Source organism: Nocardia sp. NPDC050175 (assembly GCF_044459885.1).
Taxonomy (GTDB): domain Bacteria; phylum Actinomycetota; class Actinomycetes; order Mycobacteriales; family Mycobacteriaceae; genus Nocardia.
On the sequence record NZ_JBITJI010000015.1, the window covers coordinates 116,340 to 137,690 of the forward strand.

At 67.5% G+C, this 21,351-nt stretch carries 18 protein-coding genes; 5 read left to right on the forward strand and 13 right to left on the reverse strand.

Going from position 1 to position 21,351, the window contains the following annotated elements; all coding sequences use genetic code 11:
- The first annotated feature begins 724 nt into the window (after positions 1-724).
- Positions 725-3,313, forward strand: coding sequence for an AAA family ATPase (locus tag ACIBK2_RS38010; RefSeq protein WP_396974757.1), 2,589 nt, complete (start codon positions 725-727; stop codon positions 3,311-3,313).
- A gap of 26 nt (positions 3,314-3,339) precedes the next feature.
- Here the strand turns inward: ACIBK2_RS38010 and ACIBK2_RS38015 are convergent, their stop codons facing one another.
- From ACIBK2_RS38015 to ACIBK2_RS38040, 6 genes are all read right to left on the reverse strand, one after another.
- The gene (locus ACIBK2_RS38015) at positions 3,340-3,618 is read right to left on the reverse strand and encodes a PqqD family peptide modification chaperone (RefSeq protein WP_396974759.1); all 279 of its coding nucleotides are present in this window, start codon (positions 3,616-3,618) and stop codon (positions 3,340-3,342) included.
- A gap of 254 nt (positions 3,619-3,872) precedes the next feature.
- Positions 3,873-4,649, reverse strand: coding sequence for a TylF/MycF/NovP-related O-methyltransferase (locus ACIBK2_RS38020; protein WP_396974761.1), 777 nt, complete (start codon positions 4,647-4,649; stop codon positions 3,873-3,875).
- Positions 4,650-4,676: 27 nt separating this feature from the next.
- A complete protein-coding gene (locus tag ACIBK2_RS38025) occupies positions 4,677-5,678 on the reverse strand; it encodes an aldo/keto reductase (RefSeq protein ID WP_396974763.1) in 1,002 nt (333 codons plus the stop codon).
- Entirely contained in the window at positions 5,675-6,979 is a 1,305-nt protein-coding gene (locus tag ACIBK2_RS38030) for an activator-dependent family glycosyltransferase (protein ID WP_396974765.1), read from the reverse strand. The genes ACIBK2_RS38025 and ACIBK2_RS38030 overlap by 4 nt, the downstream gene beginning before the upstream one ends.
- 210 nt (positions 6,980-7,189) lie before the next feature.
- On the reverse strand, positions 7,190-8,776 hold the full coding sequence (locus tag ACIBK2_RS38035; RefSeq protein ID WP_396974767.1) for an AMP-binding protein: 1,587 nt from the start codon (positions 8,774-8,776) through the stop codon (positions 7,190-7,192).
- A 15-nt stretch (positions 8,777-8,791) separates the two neighbouring features.
- A complete protein-coding gene (locus ACIBK2_RS38040) occupies positions 8,792-9,766 on the reverse strand; it encodes an ACP S-malonyltransferase (RefSeq protein WP_396974769.1) in 975 nt (324 codons plus the stop codon).
- A gap of 51 nt (positions 9,767-9,817) precedes the next feature.
- Between ACIBK2_RS38040 and ACIBK2_RS38045 the strand changes: the two genes are divergently transcribed.
- Positions 9,818-10,507, forward strand: coding sequence for a TetR/AcrR family transcriptional regulator (locus ACIBK2_RS38045; protein WP_396974771.1), 690 nt, complete (start codon positions 9,818-9,820; stop codon positions 10,505-10,507).
- A 24-nt stretch (positions 10,508-10,531) separates the two neighbouring features.
- Here the strand turns inward: ACIBK2_RS38045 and ACIBK2_RS38050 are convergent, their stop codons facing one another.
- From ACIBK2_RS38050 to ACIBK2_RS38070, 5 genes are all read right to left on the reverse strand, one after another.
- Positions 10,532-10,960, reverse strand: coding sequence for a VOC family protein (locus ACIBK2_RS38050; RefSeq protein WP_396974773.1), 429 nt, complete (start codon positions 10,958-10,960; stop codon positions 10,532-10,534).
- On the reverse strand, positions 10,957-11,901 hold the full coding sequence (locus ACIBK2_RS38055) for a proline iminopeptidase-family hydrolase (RefSeq protein ID WP_396974775.1): 945 nt from the start codon (positions 11,899-11,901) through the stop codon (positions 10,957-10,959). Before ACIBK2_RS38055 ends, ACIBK2_RS38050 begins: the two co-directional genes overlap by 4 nt.
- Positions 11,902-11,910: 9 nt before the next feature.
- A complete protein-coding gene (locus ACIBK2_RS38060) occupies positions 11,911-13,326 on the reverse strand; it encodes an FAD-dependent monooxygenase (RefSeq protein ID WP_396974777.1) in 1,416 nt (471 codons plus the stop codon).
- Between the two features lie 64 nt (positions 13,327-13,390).
- Positions 13,391-13,603: a ferredoxin gene (locus ACIBK2_RS38065; protein WP_396974778.1), complete on the reverse strand. Its 213-nt coding sequence runs from the start codon at positions 13,601-13,603 to the stop codon at positions 13,391-13,393.
- Positions 13,600-14,829: a cytochrome P450 gene (locus tag ACIBK2_RS38070; RefSeq protein ID WP_396974780.1), complete on the reverse strand. Its 1,230-nt coding sequence runs from the start codon at positions 14,827-14,829 to the stop codon at positions 13,600-13,602. The genes ACIBK2_RS38065 and ACIBK2_RS38070 overlap by 4 nt, the downstream gene beginning before the upstream one ends.
- A gap of 373 nt (positions 14,830-15,202) precedes the next feature.
- Between ACIBK2_RS38070 and ACIBK2_RS38075 the strand changes: the two genes are divergently transcribed.
- Complete coding sequence (locus ACIBK2_RS38075) at positions 15,203-16,843, forward strand: MFS transporter (RefSeq protein ID WP_396974782.1); 1,641 nt, start codon at positions 15,203-15,205, stop codon at positions 16,841-16,843.
- A gap of 66 nt (positions 16,844-16,909) precedes the next feature.
- Here ACIBK2_RS38075 and ACIBK2_RS38080 read toward each other — a convergent pair whose 3' ends face one another.
- Positions 16,910-18,067, reverse strand: coding sequence for a nucleotide disphospho-sugar-binding domain-containing protein (locus ACIBK2_RS38080; protein ID WP_396974783.1), 1,158 nt, complete (start codon positions 18,065-18,067; stop codon positions 16,910-16,912).
- An 81-nt stretch (positions 18,068-18,148) separates the two neighbouring features.
- Positions 18,149-18,568, reverse strand: coding sequence for a nitroreductase family deazaflavin-dependent oxidoreductase (locus tag ACIBK2_RS38085; RefSeq protein ID WP_396974785.1), 420 nt, complete (start codon positions 18,566-18,568; stop codon positions 18,149-18,151).
- Positions 18,569-18,885: 317 nt separating this feature from the next.
- Between ACIBK2_RS38085 and ACIBK2_RS38090 the strand changes: the two genes are divergently transcribed.
- Together ACIBK2_RS38090 and ACIBK2_RS38095 are read left to right on the forward strand one after the other, a co-directional pair.
- Complete coding sequence (locus tag ACIBK2_RS38090) at positions 18,886-20,346, forward strand: NDP-hexose 2,3-dehydratase family protein (RefSeq protein ID WP_396974787.1); 1,461 nt, start codon at positions 18,886-18,888, stop codon at positions 20,344-20,346.
- Entirely contained in the window at positions 20,343-21,347 is a 1,005-nt protein-coding gene (locus ACIBK2_RS38095; RefSeq protein ID WP_396974789.1) for a Gfo/Idh/MocA family protein, read from the forward strand. Before ACIBK2_RS38090 ends, ACIBK2_RS38095 begins: the two co-directional genes overlap by 4 nt.
- The last annotated feature ends 4 nt before the right edge of the window (positions 21,348-21,351 follow it).

Below are 21,351 nucleotides of genomic sequence, written 5' to 3' on the forward strand. Positions count from 1 at the left end.
TAATGTTGTTGTGCCGAATACGATAGGGGGCGCCTCGGGGTTCGGGGCGCGGCGTAGGGGTTGACGTATCCGGTGTGGCTGACCGGCCGCTGTGCGATAGCGATTATTCTATCGACGCGGGCTCACGAATCCTCGCAAGGTATCGAGACGATTCCTGCGTGATAGGCGACAGGGCTATCGATAGGGTGCGCACGAACTCGGGAGGTGGCCGGGTGGCGTGTGGAACGCGGGCTTATTAGTGAAATGTTGAATGATTTAACGCCACCGGTGGATTTGTCGGTCGGCATTATCTTATGGACCTGACCTGCGGTTTCTATTGCCGAGGCGGACTCGATGTCCGATTTGGGCGTTTTCGGCCCAATGGTTACCTGACCGGCCATTGGGCTGGGTTGCGCAAGGCCGCCGGTAACCCTCCAGCTACGAAGGTGGGACGGCAGTCGATATTTGTCAGCACCGGCTCGCCTAAACCTCGAGTCAGGTTCTGATCGCTAAGCGGTTGCAGGACTTCCTAATGGGAGCTTGTCCTCCGGTTCCGCTATCCCCAGTCTCGCCGTTTGTCAAATCGAATAACCCCCCTTATATCGCGGGCTTGTATCCTCGTATGCCGCCGATTACGATCATGCAACGGGTTGAAAAGTGCGCATCCCACTTCGTGCGCACTTCATCGAACGGTGGCGCACACGCACAACGTGTGCGCCCTCTCGGTGAATGGGGAGGATTTCGCGTGCAGCTCGCCGACTTCGGTTCGACAGGCAAGTCGTTGGTGAATCTATTGGCCGAATGTGAGACCGGTCAGGGGCGAGTTGCGGTTATCTCCGGCGCCGGCGCCACCGGCAAGAGTTCCGTATTGCGGGCGTTCGGTGACCACGCGGTGCAGGCAGGCGCGATGGTACTGACCGCGTACGGTTCGCTCGCGGAACGTTCGACCCCCTATGGCGTGCTGATGCAACTGCTCCAGGCGACCCGCCTGCCCCCGGCCGCGGCCGAACGGCTGGCGCAGATCATCCATGCGCCCGAGGTCGACGACTTCGCCGTCGTCGCCGGTGTGTGGAATGTGTTGCACGACTTGGCAAAGGACCGCTGTCTGGTGCTGATCGTCGACGACGTGCAGTACGCGGACCGGCGCAGCCAGCACGCGCTGCTGTATATCCAGCGCCGCATCGAAGCGGCGCGGGTGATGATCATGGTTACCGAGTGGCAGCACCCCGGCGCCGAGCACCCGGTCTTCCATGCCGAGCTGACCCGCCACCCGGCCTGTCTGCAACTGTGGCTCGCGCCGCTGTCGGCCGAGGAGGTGGTCCGCCGGGTTACCACGGAGTTGCCCGGCGAGCTGTCGCCGCGGGCCGTGCCCGGCTTCACCGCGATCAGCGGCGGCAACCCGCTGATCCTCAAGGCGCTGATCGAGGACCACCGCGCGGCGATGGCCGCCGACGGCGCGGGCGAGCTCACCGAACCCATCGTCGGCAACGCCTTGCGCGACGGCGTGTCCAGCTGTCTGAACCGATGGCGACCGCAGCTCCGCGTGGTGCTGCACGGGTTGGCGGTGCTCGGCGACTGGGCCTCGCCCGCGGCGCTGGCCGAGCTGCTCGACCTCGACCAGCCGGTGATCCGGCGATCGCTCGCCGCGCTCGACGGCACCGGCCTGCTCGACTCGGGCCGCCTCCGGCACCCGGCGATTCGAGGGGCGGTACTGGCCGGGCTGCTGCCGGGCGCGCACGCCGCGATGTACCTGCGGGCCGCCCGTCTGCTGCGCGACGAGGGCGCCGATCCGTGGGAAATCGCCGGCCATCTGCTGGCGGCGGGACGGCCGGTCACCGAGCCGTGGGTGACCGGCATCCTGCGGAAGGTGGCCGATCACGCGCTCGCCGCGGGCTGGCTCCCGCGCGCCATCGACTGCCTGGACCTCGCCTTGAAGTGCTCGTCGACCGAGCGGGAACGGATCGGTCTGATCGCCGAGCTGGCCAGGGTGCGGTCGCTGGTGAACCCGTCCGCGGTGGCCGGCCTGATCGGGCCGTTGCGGTCGGCCTTCGACCGGCGGCTGCTGTCGGATCGGGAAGCGTTCACCTTGACCACCTGTCTGCTGTGGCGCGATGCGGTCGAACCGGCCGAGCCCGCGATGCGCTGGCTCGACGACGCGCTCGCCGCGGACTCGTTCCTGGACGGCGATCTGGACACGGCGGGCGCGTGGCTGCGCTACACCTACCCGCCGCTGTTCACGCCCGCGGCCGCCGCGGCGGCGGGTGTCGGACTGCCTGCCCAGATCGCCGCGGGCATCGGCCCCGCCGCGCTGCGCGACGCCGAGCGCACCCTGCAGAGCTGCAGCATCACCGACAGCATCATCGACGTGGTGCTTGCGGCGCTGAGCACGCTGATCCACGGCGGCAGGCTGGCTCAGGCCGCCCACTGGTGCGCGATACTCGGCGATCGCGCCGACCGGATCGGCGCCGACACCTGGACGGCGCTGCTTGCCGACGTGCAGTCGGAGATCTGCCTGCGCCGGGGCGACCTCACCGCGGCCGAATCGCATGCGCGCCAAGCCCTTTCCACCCTGCAGCAGCGGGCGCAGACCGCGGTCGTCGGCTCGCCGATCGCGCACCTGCTGCTCGCTACCACCTGGGACGGCAAGCTGGCCGAGGCGGAGATGCTGGTCAACTGGCCGCTGCCGGCCGGCATCGTGCATACCCGCTTCTGGCCGCAGTACTTGCGCGCCAGGGGCCACTATCACCTCGCGATGAAGCGCGCCTACGCGGCGCTGGTCGATTTCGAGGCGTGCGGCGCGCTGGCCGCCGAATGGGGACTCGACCTGCCCGCGCTGCTGCCCTGGCGTGGCGATGCCGCGCAGGCCCTGCTCGCGCTCAACCGGTTCGGCGAGGCCAAGGAGATCATCGCCGCCGAGCGCGCCCGGCCCGGCGGCGACACATTCGCGGTCCGCACGGCGGCCTTGCGGCTGGATACCGCCATGACCGCGGATGCGGTGGTGCGTCCGCAACTGTTGCGCGAATGCGCAGACCTGTTGCGCACCAACAACTTCACTCGAAAAACGCAAGGTCAGGACCTGGTCGGCGAGCAGCCGTCGGTCACCCTGCACAAGACCGGCACGAATGGCTACGCCGTGTCCTCGGCGATACTGAGCGAGGCCGAGCAGCGCGTCGCGGTCCTCGCCGCGCGTGGTCACACCAACCGGGAGATCAGTCGCAAGCTGTTCATCACGGTGAGCACGGTGGAGCAGCACCTGACCAAGGTCTACCGGAAGCTCAATGTGAACGGCCGCAGCGATCTGCGAAGCAAACAGCCGCTGGTCGACGGCGCTTGAACCGTGCGGGGCCGCGCCCAGGCCTGTCAGAAGCATCGGAAGTCGGCGTTCTCATCCGGATCCGGCACGTATTCGAGTAGTCCGCGGCGCAGCAGCTCGTCGATCAGGCCCGCCAGGTCGGCGCGGACGTCGTTGGGATCGCTCTGGCAGAACGCGGCGAGCGCGTCGGCTGCCCTGGCCGGGTCACAGGCGTGCTGCTGAAACGCGATCCAGATGGCCGCGGTCCAGGCATTTCCGGCGAAGTACGCGCCGTCGACCGGCGAGAACAGTTCCAATCTGCCGTCGGCGAGGATTGATACGTTCATCGACGATATTGGTTGAATGCGCATGCTTCCTCTTCGAGAACGGGTGAGCCTGTGACGAAGTGGCTGTTGCGAACGGTCCGTGGAGAACACCTCGACCTTATTATACATACGTATGTATATCTGAGAAAAGAGGGATTCACTTTCGCTGAGTTGCCGCACCCGGCGGAGCCGGGAACGAAGCTGGGGCGGATACGCGTGAGCCCACAAGCCCCCGCGTGGGGGCCTGTGGGCTCAGGTGGTTCCTCGGTGTCGGGTTAGTGATTCCACCGCAGGTAGGTCACGGGTGGCTCGCGGCCGGGGATGTGATGCAGCGTGAGGTCGTTCAGTCCGTGCGCCTCGCGCAGCGCGACGGTCTCGCCCGGCCACTTGGGATGGATGAATTCGTCGAAGGCGACGATGCTGCCCTTGGTGAGATAGGGGGTGATGATCCGCAAGAGATCCCGGGTCGGCTCGTAGAGATCGAGGTCGAAGTACGCGAGCGCGATGACGGTCTGCGGGTTGTCGTCCAGGTAGCGGGGGAGGGTCTCCCGGACATCGCCTTCCACCACGAAGGTTCGCTGCACGTGACCCATCGGCTCGCCGAGCTCATGGGCGCGCAGCACCTCGCGGAGATGGTCGGGGTATCCCTGCGCGGTGCGGAATCTGCCGACCACCGCACTCGGACTGACATCGTCGATCGGGTTGATCTCGGGGAAGCCGGTGAAGGTGTCGAATCCGATGATCCGGCGGACCGAGTTGTACGGCTCGTAGATACCGCGTAGCGCGGTGAATGCGGCGAGGTGGCGGCCGTGCAGGACGCCGAACTCCATGATCACGCCGGGCACGTCCTGGACGAGCTGATACAGCGTGTTGATGGACAACAGATCGCCGAGCTGCTGACGGCGCAGATAGACGGGGAGGTTGTCGATCAGATACTGCGGCGGGATGGGGGTGTCGGTGAGCAACTGGGCGAGCTGCTCGCGCGACTCACGTTCCTGGATCGACTCGTGCGGAACGATCCAGGAATCGGTGTGTTGCCGGTTCATTGTCATCGGGCGTGTTCTCCTGTCTGCGGCACCTCAACGTGAAATCCAGGCATCCGGGGCCGGTCCGCCGTGACCGAGCGGCGGGAAGAGCTTGTCCAGCTCGTCCTGCTCGGTGTCGGACAGCGGCTGGTCGAGGGCGCGGAACGCGTCATCGATATGGTCGACCGTGCGCGGGCCGAGGAGCACCGCGGTCACTCCCGGGCGGGCGATCGTCCAGGCGAGCGCGACTTCGGCTGGGCTACGGTCGATCTCGGCGCAGAAGTGCTCGTACGCGGCGATCGTGTCGGGCTGCTGCGCCAGCGCCGATGCGGCCCGGCCCTGCGCCGACTTGACGCTGCTGCCCTCGCGGCTCTTGCGCAGGACCCCACTGAGCAGGCCGCTGTGCAGCGGTGACCAGACCAGCACGGCGGTTCCGTACGCTTGCGCCGCCGGGATCAGCTCCAGCTCCGGATATCTGGTGACCAGGTTGTACAAACACTGTTCGGACGCGAAGCCGAGGAAGTGCCGCCGGTTGGCCGCCTCCTGCCCGGCGGCGAGTTGCCAGCCTGCCGCGTTCGACGAGCCGACGTAGCGGACCTTGCCCTGGGCGACCAGCAGCTCCATCGCCTGCCACATTTCGTCCCAGCCGACGCCACGGTCCGGCTTGTGGATCTGATAGAGGTCGATCCACTCGGTGCGCAGCCTGCGCAGCGACGCCTCGCACGCGGCGACGATGTGCCGCAACGAAAGTCCGCCGTCATTGGGCCGGTCGGTCATCGGCAGGCCGACCTTGGTGGCCAGCACGACGTCGTCGCGTCGCGCCCGCGAGTCCAGCCAGCGGCCGATCATTTCCTCGGTGTGGCCCTTGTGGATTCGCCAACCGTAGATGTTCGCGGTGTCGATGAGATTGATGCCGCGATCGAGCGCGTGATCCAGCAACCGGTGCGCCGCGGGTTCGTCGACCCGGTCGCCGAAGTTGACGGTGCCGAGGCCGAGCCTGCTCACGGTCAGCCCGGTACGTCCCAGCCGGGCGTAGTGCCGTTCCGCGCTCGTCACCCGCGGACCTCGGCGCGGTGCTCGGCCGTCAGTCGCTCTAGTTCGCGGACCAGTTCGTTGGGGGTCGGCAGGTCGAGCACCGCCCGCCGGAGGCGTTCGGCGCCTTCGGCGAACGACGGATCCGACAGCAGCTGCACCAGGTTTCGCCGCACCTCCGGTCCGCTCACCTCGTCCGGCAGGATGGACAGACCGGCCCGCAGTCGCTGTAGATGCGCGGCTTTGATCGGTGCGTCGAGGGCCTGGCTGATGAGCAGTTGCGGGACGCCGCATAGCAACGTGCTGTTGAACGACCCGGCGCCGCCGTGGTGAATGACCGCCGCGCACGACGGGAGCACGGCGGGGAGTGGGACGAAGTCGACGACCTTGGTATTGCCTGGAATCCGGAGCTGGTCGCGCAGCTGGGCGGGCAGGGTCAGCACCAGCTCGATGTCGAGGTCGGCGAGCGAGTGCAGGATGTCCTGCACCCGGTCCAGCGGCACGACGCGGAATTCCGGCCACTCGTTCACGGACAGTCCGGAGGTCATCAGGACGCGCGGCCGCGGTGGTGGCGCCGACAGCCAGGACGGGATCACGGCGGGACCGTTGTAGGGGACGTAGCGGCAGGACAAGGTGGTGAGATCGGACTCGAGCCGGAACTGCGGCGGCATCTGATCGATCGTCACGTGGCCGTTGACCAGGTCTTCGGAGAACTCACAGCCGTATTTGCCCGCCCACTGCGTCAGCCAATCCCGGAAGCCGTCCACGCGTTCCGCCGGCGGCTGCAGCGCCTGCACGTGCAGATAGTCCTCGCGCATCCGGGTGTAGACATCGACGGAGTACAGCACGCGGGCGTGCGCGGCGCCGACCGCCGTCGCGGCTATCGCGCCCGCGAATGTCGCCGCGTTCCACACGACCAGGTCCGGTCGCCAGGACTGGCAGTACGTCACGAGATCGTCGATCATGGTGTCGCTGTTGAGCTTTGCCCTCGGCACGACCAGCGTGTCGTACAGCCGATTGAGCTCCGGCCAGCTCAGCCGTTCGCGGCTCGCGCTCACGTCGAACAACTCGCGCGGCTCACCCATCGGTGGCGCGTCCTCCGGCGGCGGCAGGATCTTGTCCCGCCAGGCCTGCCGGATCCGTTGCGCGAGGGTGTCCCCGCCGCCGACGGCCACCGCGGTCAGGCCCGCGCCGGTGATGGTGTCGAGCAGTTCCGGCTCGCTCGCGACGCGGACCTCATGTCCTGCTGTCTGCAGCGCCCAGCCGAGGGGAACGAAGTTGAAGAAATGGGTCTTCCACGGCACGGTCACGAGAAGCACACGCATGGCGGCCTCCTTCTGATCCACTCGGTGATTCGCATCGTTCTACCTGCCTGGTGGCGGATTGCGGAGTTTTGGAGGACTGCGCGGCAGCGCGCCATTGTGGACGGTAATCGAGCGGATGGCGGCGCTATACCCCTATTTTCCGGGCGTCCCGGAATGGCGTCGGCAATACGGGCCCGGAATGGATTGGGAATGGATGTGTACGACATCGGTTTAGGGGTTGACTGCCGAATTGCGTGGTTTCCCCGGTGATCCGGCGGGGAATTCGGGCCGCGCGGCGGCGAGCCCGGCCAAGGTTCGGCGATCGGTCTTCCGGTTGCCGTTCAACGGCAGCTCGGCAAGGTGCCGGAAGTCGCGGGGCAGCATGCCGTGCGGCAGGACGGGGCGCAGCAGGCGGCCGAGCATCGCCGGGTCCATCGGTGTGCCGGTGTAGAACACCACGATCTCGATGGATCCGTCGGTGGTTCGCGGCACCGCGATGGCCTGCTCCACCCCTGGACAACCGCAGACCGCGTGCTCTACTTCGGCCAGTTCCACCCGCCAGCCGTTGACCTGTACCTGGCTGTCGAGTCGCCCGAGGTAGGCGAACTGGCCGAGCTCGAGCCTGCGCACCCGATCGCCGGTCCGATACCAGGTCATGCCGTCGCGCCGCAGGAAACGTCCGGCATTGTCGGCGGGGTCGAGATATCCGGCGGTGAGCTGCGGGCCGGTGATACACAATTCGCCCTCGTCTGCGTGTATCTCATTGTCGCGCAACAACATAGCCTCGTGGCCGCGGTGCAGCGCGCCGATCGGCACCAGGCCGTCGACCGACAGGGCCATGGAGCGCACCGGATCCCAGCGATGGCTGGTGATCGTGACGGTCGCTTCGGTTGGTCCGTAAAGGTTCTCCAGCGCCGCGCCGGGCGCGGCCACCTGCCACGCGTCGGCGTCGGCGCACCGTAGCGCCTCGCCCGCGAAGAAGCTCCAGCGCAAGGTCGGCATCGATGCCGGAGCCAGGCCGCTCATCCGGCGCACCAGCGTGATGGCGCTGGGCGTGCTGAACCAGACCGTAACCTGTTGTGCGGTCAGGTATTCCGGGAGGTCGCGGTACCGCTGCGCCGGGATGTGGACCAGGCGCGCGCCGGACCCCCAGGCGCAGAACAGGTCGAACATCGCGCAGTCGAAGTTCAGGTCGAACGTCTGGGAGAACGCGTCGTCGGCGGCGAATCGGTAACGCCGGTCGAGTAGTTCGAAGTAGTGCCAGGCGCTGGAATGGCGGATCGGCACGCCTTTGGGGCGGCCGGTCGAGCCGGAGGTGAACAGGAGGTAGGCGACGGCGTCGGGATCGACCGGGCGTGGCTCGCGCAGCGCCGACTCGGGCGGCGCCTCGCCGCGGGTTCGCGCGCCGATCGGCAGTACCGGTAGGCGAGGGGCGTCGTCGGCCATCGCGGCCAGCGCGGCCAAGCCCTCGGCGTCGGCCAGCGACGCCGAAACGCCTGCGAGGTCGATCATTTCGCGCAGGCGAGCAGCCGGGAAGCCCGGGTTGAGCGGCACCACCGCGGCCCCGGTGTACAGCGCGGCGAGCACTCCGACATAACCGGCGATACCGCGGCCGGCGAGCACCCCGACCGCCGTCGGATCCGGTGTCCCCGCCTTGGCGGACAAGGCCAGCAGTGCGCCCGCCCAGCCCAGGGCGAGCTGATGGGTTTCGCGATAGGTCAGTGCGTCCGAACCGGAACTCACCGCGGGCCGATCCGGCGACAACACCAAGCCCCGCAGGAAGCGTTCGTACAGCGCCTGCCCGTGTCGTTCGGTCATCCGTGGTCCCCCTTGCTAGCCGTGTGCCGCGTCGATTGCGCTCGCGGGGTTGGCCGTTCGCGGTCGGGGTCGCATGGCGAGCCGAGGATTCACCGGCACCACGTCGAGGTTGCGCGTTGTGCACCCGACCCGGCTGAACAGCGTGTCCGGACCGAAGACGTGCAGCACGCCGACGTCGAGCGCGCGCAGCGCGGCGACCACTGATGGCCAGTGCACCGGGCGGGTGACTCCCCGCAACAGCAGTTCGCGAACACCGGCCGCGGTCTCGACCAGGGTGCCGTCCTGATCGGCGACGATCGGCACGGCCGGATCGGCGAACTCGACCCGGTCGAGCACTTCGTCGGCGATGCGCTCGGCGAGTTCGCCGAAGATGCCGCAGTGCAGCGGCGGCGCCATCGCGTACAGCGGCAACCCGCCCACCTTGCGGATCCGCTCGCGCAGCCAGTCGAGTCGCCCGGCGTCGAGGGTGATCATCGCGAGATCGTCGTCGACGACGCAGGAGATCTGATACCACTGCCGCGCCTCGTCCAGCTCGGCGAGCATCGGCTGGAGCAGCTCGGCAGGCATGCGGACGAACGACTGTGTCACCAGACTGCGGTGGTTCATCGCGAAGTACTCGTCGGTGCATCGGGCGTACTCCGCGGTGAGCCAGACCGCGTCCGAAAACGACAGTGCGCCTGCGTGGACGGCCGCCGCCTTCAGCCCGAAGCTCGGCCCGGTGCACACGACGGAGTGCAGGCCGAGTTCGGCGGTCCCCCATTCGGCCAGGGCGAGGCAGTTCACCAGGAAGGCGATCTGCGCGGGATGGCTGTAGTCGCCGTCGGCGCCGCGATAGCGGTCGACCAGCGACCAACCGAGCCTGGCGTCCGCGGCGGCGACCAGTGTGCGGGCATAGGGATTGGCGACCATGAACCGGCCGACATCCGCGAAACGCCCAGGACCCATGCCGGGGAACAGCGCGGCGGCAAGCGGGCGGTCCTTTATGTTCATGTGTCGAGTCTTGATTTGCCGCAATAAACCCGACACCCCTAGCGGGCCCCTATGGATCCGCTGTCGCCCGGAAATCCAGTGGGGTGTTCACCGGTCGGCCGACCATCAGTCGAGATCATTTTTTACGGTAGCCTTGCGAGCGTGGGACACCGTGAAGACCTCCTCGAGGGCGCAAAGCGCTGCCTGATCGAGAAAGGCTATGCGCGCACGAGTGCCCGTGACATTGTCGCGGCCTCGGGAACAAATCTGGCCTCTATTGGATACCACTACGGCTCGAAAGAGGCGCTGCTGAGTGTGGCGCTGATCGAGGCGACCCGGGAGTGGGGCGACGAGGTCGCCGCCGCGCTTTCCAGCTCGGCCGTGGACAAAGCGGCACCGCTGGAGCAGTTCCAGAATTTCTGGGACGAAGTCATCACCCGGTTCTCGGCGCATCGAGCACTGTGGGCCGTGACCTTCGAGGTCTTCACGCAGATCGACCGGGTCGACGATCTGCGGGCCCGGCTGTCGGACGCGATGGAAGAAGCGCGCCAGGGCTTGGGCGGGTTCTGGGCGGGCGCACCCGATGAGGAGACCTCGCGCGCGCTGGGCTCGCTGCTCCAGGCGCTGCTCACCGGAGTCATCACGCAATGGCTGGTCGACCCCCAGCGGGCGCCGACCGGCCGCGACCTCACCCTGGCGCTGCGCTCGATCGTCCGGATCGTCGCCGAGGATCCGACAACACGTCCGGCCGAGGTCGATTAGGCGCCACGGGCGTCGCTACTGCGATCAATCGGGGGAAGCCTGCAGTTCGATCAGCGTGCCTGCCGGATCCCGTAGGTAAGCGATGCGGATCTCCGGTCCCCATTCGGGTCGATCGGCGGCCGGACTCACCACCGTCGCGCCGTGCCGCTCGCAAAGCTGCTGTGCCGCATCGACATCGGCGAGCCGGAAGACCAGGGCGGCTCGGTCGACCGGGGTTCCGGTGGTCGCACCCCCGGTCATCGCCGTCATCTCGGCGTTGTCCAGCAGCGCGAGAACAGGCTTGCCGTCGCTGCTGTTCCACCGGGCGTACGGGCCTGCCGCGCTCCCCTCCGAGAGCTTCGCGTCCGCAAGCACCCCCAGGATGTTGTCGTACAGCCGGAAACAGTCGTCGAAGCAGTCGACCAGCAGTCGCGGGTGCAAGGTATCGACCATGATCGGCGGGCGTGTGCTCATCGGTTCTCCCATAACGTTGTCGGTACTCGAGGCAGGCTGCGCTGGGTCGCCGCCGCGAGAAAGGCGGATACCGCCTCGGTGAAGCGCTCCGGCTCCTCCAGATGCGGTAGGTGACTGGACTTTTCGAACACCTCCCAGCGGGCGTCCGGGATCAGCGCCAAGTAGGGCGCCACCGTGGCGGGCGTGGCCTCGTCGTGCCTGCCGGACAGCACCAGGGTCGGCGCCGTGATATCCGGCAGCAGCGGCTCGACGGACCAGTCCCGGAGCGTGCCGATGACATGGAATTCGGCGGGGCCGTTCATGGTGTAGTAGACGGTGGGATCGTTGTAGATCTCGTAGAACGAGGCGAGATAGTCCCGCGGCCACGGGTCGAGGCGGCACACGTGCTTGCGGTAGAAGACCCGCATCGCCTCGTGGTACTCGGCGGTGTCGGTGGTGCCCGCGGCCTCGTTGCGGAGCAGCACGTCGTTCACCTCGCGCGGCAGCTCGGCCCGCAGCCGGTCCATCTCCGCGCGCCACAGTCGGTATGACGCAGGGGAATTGGCGACGATCAACCCGTGTAACCCGGCAGGCCGGGTCGCGGCGTGATACGCGCCGAGCATGCCGCCCCAGGAGTGGCCGAACAGCACATAGCCGTCGGCGAGGCCGAGCCGATCCAGCAGGTTGGACAGCTCGTCGGCGAACAGTTCCACGGTCCAGAAACTGGCCGCGCGGTCGGGCAGGTGGCTCGAACCTCCGTTGCCGAGTTGGTCGTAGTGCACGACCGGCCTGCCGCCGGACGCCAGGCCGGTCAGGTTCAGCAGGTAGTCGTGGGTGCTGCCCGGTCCGCCGTGCACGACGACGACCGGTGCGACACCGGAGCTCAGGTCGCCGGTCACCCGAAACCAGGTCCGGTGCTCGCCGAATGGCACGGTGCCCTTGACGACGCGATCAGCGGACATCACGTCGCGTCAGCCGACGACGAGGTCGTCATCGATGGCACCCGAGTGCCTGCCGAGCAGCGCGCCGACCGCGGGGAACTGGCCGATCGCCTCGGCGGCGTCGAGCGGCGGACGACTCGGGTCGCGCGACAGGACCTCCTGCACGGCGGGCGTGATCATCTGCTCGGCCGGGACGGCGAGGGTGTACATGCCGAACATCGCGTTGGCCACCTCGGGTTCGGTGAGCAGCAGCCGACCCATATTCTGGTGGAAAGCCACCACCTGCGGGTCCGGCGGCTGCGGTGCGACGTTCGTCCGGACGCCGGGAAAGGCCAGGTCTTGGCCGCTGGCCATGCCCCACGGCCCGTCGGTCACCGCGGCGATGCTCGCCTGCGCGGTGGCCGCCAGCTCCGGCGCGAGGCCGAGCCGTTCGACGTCACGGCCGAGCGCGGCCGCACCGAGCGCGGCGACCGACATCCCGTGGGCGTACACGGGATTCATCGCGGCGACCGCATCGCCGACGGCGACGAAACCGGCGGGCACCGGCAGTCGCTCGAAGTAGCGCCGCCGATTCGCGGTGCCGCGGTGTGGCCGGATCTCGCTGATCGGCGTCGCCAGCGATATCAGCTCCGCGGTCACCGAATTCGCCAGTCCCGCAGCGAATTCCTGATATCCGGCCGCATCGGTCGGCGGCTCGCCGCCGCGGGTGCCGCACATGGTGACGATCCACTGCCGCCCCTCGATGACGAAGAGCGTGCCGCCCTGCCCTGGCCGACCGGTACCTGCCGCAGGCTGGATCAGCACGGCGGGGAAGTCGTCGTCCGCGTCGGGCGGGGCCTCGTAAAGCCTTGTCGCGTAGGTCATTCCGGGGTCGACGAAGTCTTCTTCCAGCGACAGACCCAATTCGGCCAGCCACTCGGTGGCCTTGGAACGGCGCCCGGTGGCATCGATGACGAGATCGGCGTCGAGCACACCGTCCGACAGGTCCGCGTCCGTCACTCGCACGCCGGTGACCCGCTGCGCCGACCCGAGCAGCCCGGCCACCTTGGCCGACTGCCGGACGGTGACCTTCGGATTCAGCAGAACCTGCTGTCGCACAACATGATCGAGCAGGTGGCGGCCGCACGCGATGACGAAGGCTTGACCGTCGTGTCGCTGATGCCAGCCCGCGGCGGACAGCGTGAGCATGCCCGCGGGCATGCCGCGCCGTTGTGCGCCTTCGAGATACAGGCGGTCGAGCGTGCCGGGGAGCAGGCCTTCCAGCGCCAGCGCGCCGCCGCCCATCAGCATATGACTGTGGTTGCCCTGGGGCAGGCCCTTCCGCGGCGCCGGCGACTGCGGGTACCGATCCTCCTCGAGCACGACGATCTCGTCGACGTGGTCGGACAGGGCTGCCGCAGTGAGCATTCCGGCGAGTCCGCCGCCCAGAATCGCTGCTCTGGTCATCCTCAGCACTCCTTTCCGGCGCGGCGTCCGCGCCGCTCGTGTCGTCTATTCGGGGCCGGATCGGTCAGGTTCGCGCGAGGGTGATGGCCTGAACCGGGCACACGTCGATCGCTTCCTGCAGCGCGGGGTCCAGCCGACGCGGCGGATCCGGGTCGAGCAGCACGACGCGGCCGTCGTCCGGGTGCTGGTCGAAGACCTCGGGTGCCGCGAACACACAGTTTCCGGTGCCCGCGCACCGGTCGCGCTGCACGACGACCCGGCTCGGTCCGGCGCTCACCAGGTGACCGGCAGTTCGTACAGGCCGTACAGCAGCGTGTCGTCGCGGAACGGCAATTCCTCGAACGGGACCGCGAGACGCAGGCCGGGAATCCGCCGTAACAGGGTGTTGAGCACGACCTCGAGCTCGACCTTCACCAGGCTGCCGCCGGGACACTGATGGATGCCGCCACCGAGCGCGACGTGGTTGCGGGTGTCCCGGTGGATATCGAAGCGGTCCGGCTCGGCGAACACCGACTCGTCCCGGTTGGCCGAGCCGAAGAGCAGAATGACGCCCTCGCCCTTGCGGATACGCACACCGCCGATCTCGACATCGTCGATCGCCACGCGCCTGCTGGAGGAGTCGTTGATGCTCAGGAAGCGCAGCAGCTCACCGATCGCCTTCGCCGTCAGTGACTCGTCGCCGGCCAGTTGCGCCAGCTGGTCGGGGTGGCGGAGCAGGGTCACGGTGCCGAGCGAGATCAGGTTGGCCACGGTGTCGAACCCGCCGAACATCAGGGTCCTGGCGACCGCGACGATGTTGTCGTGCCGCAGCGCGCCGTCGCGCCGGTTGCGTTCGATGATCCGGCTGAGCAGGTCGTCGGTCGGCGTCCGCTCTTTCGCGGTGACCACCTGGTCCAACCGCGACTCCATCTCCGCCTGCAGGGCGCCGAGCGTCTCGCCGCTGACGCCGCGGGTCATGGTGACCTCGGCGTGACGTTTGAAGAAGGCCGCGTCCTCGTCCGAGGCGCCGACGAGTTCGGCGAACACGGTGCCCGGCACCGGGGCGGCCAGGGTCTGCACCAGATCGACCGGGCCGCCCTGCCGCAGCATCGCATCGATACACTCGTCGACCACCTGCTGGATGCGCGGGCGTAGGCCCTGCATCCGCTTGGCGGTGAGTTCCGGGATGATCAGTCGGCGCCGCACCGTATGTTCGGGCGGGTCCATTGCGATGAGCGGCAGCTCGTAGTGCTGCAGGAACTCCTCGGGCAACTGCACCTGCAGCGGGTATCCGGGGTCTTTCCAGCTCGAGCTCAGCATCGGCGAGTTGAGGGCCTGACGGACGTGCTCGTGCCTGGCGATCACCCAGGCGGGTTTACCGGTCACGTCGTTCAAGACCTGGCTGATCGGCGCGCTGTCGCGCAAGCTCGAGTATTGTTCCGGCGGCTGCAGCGGGCACCTGCGCGGCATCGGGAAGGACGGCAGATCGCTTGTCGCACTGTCGGTTCCGGCCAACTCGGTCATCTGAGAGGTGTCCTTCCGGTCGCGTCCCGAACGTCGGTGATGTTGCGCCCTCATTGAAACCCTGTGGGGGAGGCCATCACTAGAGCGGCGGCCCCCTAGGTGACCTGTGAACTCGTGTCACGTGACGATCGCCGACGATAGGGGGCTTGATAGGGGGAGGCGGCCGAATGGGCCTGCTACCTGGCGGTATTGAGAGTTTTGCCCGTCGGCGGGAAGCGATCGAGTGATCTACACATACGTACGTATAGATGACAGACATACGTATGTATGATAATTTTCACCAGTGCCGCAATAGGTGCGTTCGGGGATCGCATCGCGGATTCACCGGCGGGTCGAAAACCAGCCTGACCTTCTCTGGATGGGGAGTTTCACCATGCACGACCAACCCAACGCCAAGGCCCGAACGCCCGCGCCCGAGGCTGCCACCGTGGAAGAGGACGGCCCACTCGCCGGTCGGCGCGAGTGGATCGCGCTAGCCGTGCTCATGCTGCCGCTATTGCTGGTCTCGATGGACACCTCGGTGCTGTATTTCGCGGTGCCGTTCATCAGCCGGGAACTACTCCCCTCGGCCTCGCAGCAGCTGTGGATCTTCGATATCTACGGCTTCGTGCTGGCCGGCCTGCTCATCACCATGGGCTCGATCTCGGATCGCATCGGCCGACGACGGTTGCTGATCATCGGCACGATCGCCTTCGGCGTGGCCTCGGTCGTCGCGGCCTACTCGACGAGTCCGGAGGCGCTGATCGGCGCCCGGGCGTTGCTCGGCATCGGCGGTGCCACGCTGATGCCCTCGACGCTGGCCCTGGTCCGGAACATGTTCAAGAACGCCAAACAGCGCATCACCGCGATCACGATCTGGATGAGCATGCTCAGCCTCGGCGTGTCGATCGGCCCGGTGGTGAGCGGGGCGCTGCTCAACCACTTCTGGTGGGGCTCGGTCTTCCTGATCAACGTGCCTGCGGTCGTGCTGTTGGTGATCATCGCGCCACTGCTGGTGCCGGAGTTCAAAGACCCCAATCCCAACCGCTTCGACGTGGTCAGCTCGTTCCTGTCGCTGGCGGCGGTGTTGCCCGTCATCTATGGGATCCAGAAGGCCGCCGCCGACGGATTCAGCATCGGCCCGATTCTGTTCGTCGTGGTCGGTCTGCTGGTCGGCATCGTCTTCGTGTGGCGTCAGGCCGCGATCAGCAACCCGATGATCGATCTGCATCTGTTCCGCGATCGCGGGTTCAGCAGCGCGATCACCATCAACTCGATGGTGATGTTCGTACTCATCGGATTCGTCCTGTTCACCACGCAATTCCTGCAGTCGGTGCTCGGGCTGAGCGCGCTCAGCGCCGCATTGTGGTCGCTGATCCCGTCCCTGGCGGTCGGTGTCGCCGGGCCGGTCGCCGCGATCCTCGGCATGCGGATGAAGCGTTCGCACGCGATCGCCGTCGCGTTCGTCATCGCCGCCGCCGGATACACGGGTCAGGCTCAGGCAACCCAGGACACGCACCTCTGGTACATCCTGACCTGCGCGTTCATCTCCTCGACCGGCGTCATCATGTTGCTGGCCCTGGTCGGCGACCTGCTGCTGGCCAGTATTCCGGCCGACCGGGCGGCGACCGCCTCGTCGATCTCGGAGACCGGACAGCAGTTCGGTGGCGCGCTCGGCATGGCCGTGCTCGGCAGCATCGGGGCGGCGGTCTACCGCAGCAGCTTCGGCGACCAGCAGCCCGACGGCGTGCCGCCCTCGGTGCTCGCGGTGGCGAAACAAACACTGGGCAACGCGGTTTCGGCCGCACAGGAGTTGCCCGCCGAAGGGTCGAGCGCGTTGTTGCGGACGGCGCGAGATGCCTTCAGTGATGGCATGTTCGCGGCGGGGTTGACCGCCGCGGGCCTACTGCTGATCGCCGCGGTCTTGTCGGTGATCTTCCTACGTGACGTGGTACCGGCGGGTGAGCCGGCGGCGGAGTCGCAGACTCCGGTCGATCATCAGGCGGAGCCAACCAAGGCTCCCCCCGTGTCCTGATGGCGTCATGATCTGATTCCCGGCCCGGACTGACGGGCCGGGAATCGGTTTGTCCCCGAGGCTGATTCAGCTGGTGGCGAATTCGTCCAGCGACTCGCCCTGTGCCAATTTGGCGATTCGATCCACCGCGCTCGGCATCGGCGGCGCCGACTCCATCTCGGTCCGCAGCCGAGCGGCGGACTCGGTGAACCCGGGGTCGTCCAGGATTCGGATGATCGCCGCGCGGAGGGCGCCGATGTCGTCCTGTTCCGCCCGGCTCTGGAAGCGGAGGCCCGCACCCGCGTCGGTCAGCCTGCGCGCGTAATCGAAGCTGTTGCCCCACTGCGGCAGCACTATCTGTGGCACGCCGTAGGCGGTGGCGGTCAGCCCGGTGCCCGCGCCGCCGTGATGGATCACCAGGTCGGTCGAGTCCATGAACAGATTCAGCGGCAGCCGCTCCACCGTGCGGATCTCGGCGGGCAGCGGCCCGACCAGCTCGTGGTTCTCCGCGCTCAACGCCACGGTGATCTCGACGTCGGGCACACCGGCGAGCGCGTCCAGCACGTTGAGCACCGGGCGTGGCCCGGTCATCGCCGTGGAGCTGCCGAAGATCACGCAGACCCGTCGCTTGTCCGACTTCTCGCGCGCCCAGCGCGGCAGCGTGCCGGTGTTGTTGTAGGGCACGTAACGCACGCGCATGCCGGTCGGTGCGTCCTCGGCCTGCAGGCTGGCCGGAACCGGGTCGATGACGAGATCCGGCGTCGCCAAGCCGGGCAGGCCGAGCTTCGCACACGTCCCCTCGAGCAGCTGCGCCGCGGAGTCGTAGAACGGTCCGAGGAAGGGCGCAAGCCCGGTCAGATAGCGGACGAACGGCACGTCCACCGCCGACCCGAGCAGCCAGCCGAGAATCGACATGCCATCGCAGACCAGGACGTCCGGCTGCCAATCCAGGGTGAGCTTGCGGAACTCCTCGATGTGCTCGATCGCGTGTGGCACCAGCGCGGCGGAGCCCTGACCCCACCAGGTCCGGCCCTCCTCGGTGGTCCGGCTGGCCAGCACCTCCAGCGGGAACATCTCGGCAGGCAGGCCCTGCTTGCTCTTTTCCTCCAGTGCGACCAGCTCACCGATCTCGGCGATATTGAGGCCTGCGCCGCGCGCGGTCGGGCCGACATCGGGATCGCCGGCGACCAGCACGTCCCACCCGGCGGAGCGCAGCGCCCAGGAGATCGGCACCATCTCGGTCATATGGGTACTCATCAACATCGGTACAACTAGAGCTTTCATCTGTCCTCCAGACAGGGTCGAGGTTCGGGTTTCGGTTGTGCGTCACTGCGGTTCGATGAGAACCACCGGAATCTGGCGTTCGGTTCTGGCCTGGATGTCGTCGTAGCCGGGATAGAGCTCGAGCATCTTGTTCCACAGTTCGGTGCGCTCGGGCTCGGCGGTGACGACGCGGGCCTGCGCCGGGAACTTGTCGGCCATGATCTGTACCGACACATCGGATTTCGCGACCACGTTGTGGTACCAATCCGGGTTGTTGACCTGTCCGTCGCGGCTCCCGACGACGACATAGCCGTCGCCGTGCCGCTGGTAGACCAGCACGACCTTGCGTTCCAGGCCGGTCTGTCGCCCGATCGTGGTCAGCAACAGCGTCGGGGGCGCCTGCTCGTCGTCCCATCCGGCGCCGACCTGGCCGTCGGTTTCCTCGTATCGGCGAGCGTGGTCCGCTCCCCACAATGTGGGCATGTGTGCTCCCTTCGAAGGTCCCGCCCGCGTCTGGAGGCCGACTGTGCCGGACACTCGCCGAAATCGAACGGCGTCATGCCCCTCCGGCATGCGCGCGTGACGGTGGTCGCCTCACGGTACGACCGGTTCGGACGGCAAGGGATGCGCTGAATACGGTCTCGAGGGTGGTCGTCGCCCGAGATAGGGGGACCGCTCGGCGGTTCGCTGTCCAGCGGTGGGGTCGGTTAGGGGTGGCCGCGCGAAGGCGCGCCTGGATAGCGTGTTGTCATCGGTGGCGCCATCAGTGGCGCGGCGCCTAGGAGATGACCGTGGCGATTTTGGCACCAAAGAGATACCGCGATTCGCTGATCGGCGGTGATGACGATACGGCGCGCCGATTCATTCGATCGGCGCTCACCGATTCCACCAGTACGGCACCGGCCGGCTGGTTCGAAGAATGGTTCGCCCAACGCGTCGATGCCAACGACTTCGAGGTCGACCGTATTCCATTCCGCAGCCTCACCGGCTGGAATTTCGACGAGGTGACCGGAAACCTGCGGCACGACAGCGGGCGATTCTTCTCGATAGAGGGACTCATGGCGCGCACCGACCGCACCTGGGCCGGAGAATGGACGCAACCCATCATCGTGCAGCCCGAGATCGGCGCGCTCGGTATTCTCGCCAAAGAAATAGGCGGCGTGCTGCACTTTCTGATGCAGGCGAAAATGGAGCCCGGCAACGTCAATACCGTGCAGCTGTCGCCGACGGTGCAGGCGACCAGGAGCAATTACACCGGCGTGCACCACGGCGCGCGCATCAAATATCTGGAGTACTTCATTTCCGACCGGCACCGGGTGCTGGTCGACACGCTGCAATCGGAGCAGTCCGCCTGGTTCCTGCACAAGCGCAATCGCAACATCGTGGTCGAGGTGACCGACGACGTGCCGGTGGACGACGACTTCTGCTGGTTGACGCTCGGGCAGCTCTTCCGGCTGCTGCGCCACCCGCATCTGGTCAATATGGACGCGCGCACCGTCATCGCGTGCATGCCGTTCACGGCGACCTGGGACGAGGCCGCGGGCGCGGGCGGCGACCGATTCGCCGGCGCGGTACGGCGCTCGCTGTCCAGGGAAAGCCGGTCGAGGTACACCGACGGGCAGGTCCTCGCGTGGTTGACCGATGTGCGGGCCCGGCGGGAGATGGTCCAGCAGCGGGTGCCGATGCGGACCGTGCTCGAGGCGGACTGGTATCGCGACGACGCGGCGATCGCCCATCGGGCCGGGAAGTATTTCGCGGTGATCGCGGTCGACGTCCGAGCGAGCAACCGTGAGGTGGGCGCGTGGCGGCAGCCGCTGGTGGCGCCGTGCGAGCCGGGGCTGGTCGCTTTTCTGGTGAAGGAGATCGACGGCGTCATGCACGCGCTGGTGCACGCCAGGGTCGATGTCGGGTCGTTGAACGTGGCGGAGCTGGCGCCGTCGTTGCAGTGTCAGCCGGCCAACTACCGTGATGTGGCGGCGGAGTTCAGCCCGCTGTTCCTCGACTACGTGCGCTCGGTGCCGCCCGAGCAGGTGCGCTATGACGTCATGCAGTCGGAGGAGGGCGGTCGCTTCTTTCACGCCCTGAATCGCTACATGGTGGTGGAGGTCGGCGACGAGTTCCCGGTCGAAACGCCGGACCAGTACATCTGGATGACGCTGCACCAGCTCGCCGCGCTGCTGCCGTACGGCAACTATCTGAACGTCGAGGCGCGAACTCTGTTGGCGTGCATCAAGTTTCTCGGCTGGGCGGACGCGAGGTGAGGACCGAGGCCGACGTCGCGGACCCGCGCCCGGTGACGTTCGGCGTGCTCGGCTGCGCGGACATCGCGTGGCGGCGCACCATTCCGGCGATGCTGGGTGAACCGCGCGTCCGCCTGGTCGCGGTGGCCAGCAGGAGCGCGGAGCGGGCCGGGCGGTTCGCCGACCGGTTCGGTTGCGCGGCGGTGACGGGCTACCGGGAGCTGCTGGACCGGCCGGACATCGAAGCGGTGTACCTGCCGTTGCCCGCGCTGCTGCACGCGCGCTGGATCGAGCGCGCGCTGACCGCGGGCAAGCATGTCTTCGCGGAGAAGCCGATGACCACCGACCCGCGCGGCGTCGAGGACCTGCTGCGGCTGGCGGACAAGGCGAACCTGGTGTTGCTGGAGAATCAGGCCTTTCTGCACCATGCCCAGCATGCCGAGGTCCGCAGGCTGCTCGGCGACGGCGCGATCGGCGAGCCGCGCGGTATGTCGGCCGCGTTCACCATCCCACCCAAACCCGACGACGACATCCGGTATCAGCCGGAGGTGGGTGGCGGGGCGCTGTTCGACATCGGGGTGTATCCGATCGCGGCCGCGCTGCACTTGCTCGGCGCGGAGCTGGAAGTCGCGGGCGCGGTGTTCCGGCACGACCGGACGCGGGCTGTCACGCTCGGCGGCAGCGCGCTGCTGCACACCCCGGCGGGGATCACCGCGCAGCTCACCTTCGGCATGGAACACGCCTACCGCAACGGCTACGAACTGTTCGGCACCGCCGGAACGCTCCAACTGGACCGCGCCTTCACCCCGCCGGAGCATCAGCAGCCGGTCATTCGCGTCCGCAGGCAAGACCACTACGAGGAGATCACGCTGCCTGCGGATCACCAATTCGCCAATGCCGTGCGATATTTCGCGCGTGCGGTGCGCGGCGAGGTCGACCCCGAGCCGTATCACCGGTTCACCGTGCGGCTGGCGGGCCTGGTCGAGCAGACCCGTTCGCGGGCACGCCAGCTCGCGGTCTGAGTGA